Raw genomic sequence first — 840 nt, forward strand, 5'->3', positions numbered from 1 at the left:
TCCCTTGACGATGTCGGCGCGCATACTATCGGTCAGCTTGTCGCCGGTGATGTCGGTCTGGATCAGGCCGGGGGTCAGGCAATTGACGCGGATGCCGTCAGGGCCGAACTCGCGCGCCATCGCCTGGGCCAGCCCGAGCACGCCAGCCTTGGCGGCGGAATAGTGCGGGCCGCCAAAGATGCCCCCGCCGCGTTGCGCGGAAACCGACGACATGCAGATGATCGAACCGCCGCCATTGTCGCGCATGTGCGGGATGAAGGCCTGGCTGAGGTAGAGGACGCCGCGCAGATTGACGTCGAGGACGCGGTCCCAGTCGGCCGGGCCGATCTCCAGCGTCTTCACCGGCTGCGTTACGCCGGCATTGTTGCAGAGCACGTCGACCCTGCCGAAGGCTTCGCTCACCGCGGCGGCAGCCTTCCTGCACGCGTCGAGGTCGGTGACATTGCAGGCGAGGCCGATATGTTGGCCACCGAGCGACGCGGCGGCATCACGCGCTTGCCCTTCATCAAGGTCGAGTATTGCAATGCGCGCCCCGTGCTCCGCCATCAGCGTCGCAGTGGAACGGCCAATTCCCCGAGGGCTCGCGGCGCCCGAAATAACCGCGGACTTGCCCTTCAGCAACATGTCGAAGTCTCCTGCACTTTCAGTTCTCTCGGTGGATGATCTAGAGCCGGTAGAAGCGAGCAGCGTTGTCGTGAAACAAGGCGAGCCGCTCCTCGTGCGGATAGGCGATCGTGATTTCCTTGAAAGCGTTCACGATGGCGTCGAAGCTCGAAAACAGCTTGTCGACCGGAAAATTCGTCGCGAACATCGAGCGCTCGACGCCGAAGGCCGCTATCG

2 protein-coding genes are annotated in these 840 nt (G+C 63.8%); both read right to left on the reverse strand.

The genetic code is table 11. The features are described 5' to 3' along the window. Positions 1–624: SDR family NAD(P)-dependent oxidoreductase (locus EN780_RS35720; RefSeq protein ID WP_133372931.1), on the reverse strand; the 624-nt coding region annotated here is incomplete at its 3' end. A gap of 40 nt (positions 625–664) precedes the next feature. Beyond that, positions 665–840 (reverse strand): amidohydrolase family protein (locus tag EN780_RS35725; protein WP_145971040.1); only part of this gene is annotated, 176 nt, incomplete at its 5' end.

This window comes from Mesorhizobium sp. M4B.F.Ca.ET.089.01.1.1 (assembly GCF_004022605.1).
GTDB classification, from domain to species: Bacteria; Pseudomonadota; Alphaproteobacteria; order Rhizobiales; family Rhizobiaceae; genus Mesorhizobium; species Mesorhizobium abyssinicae.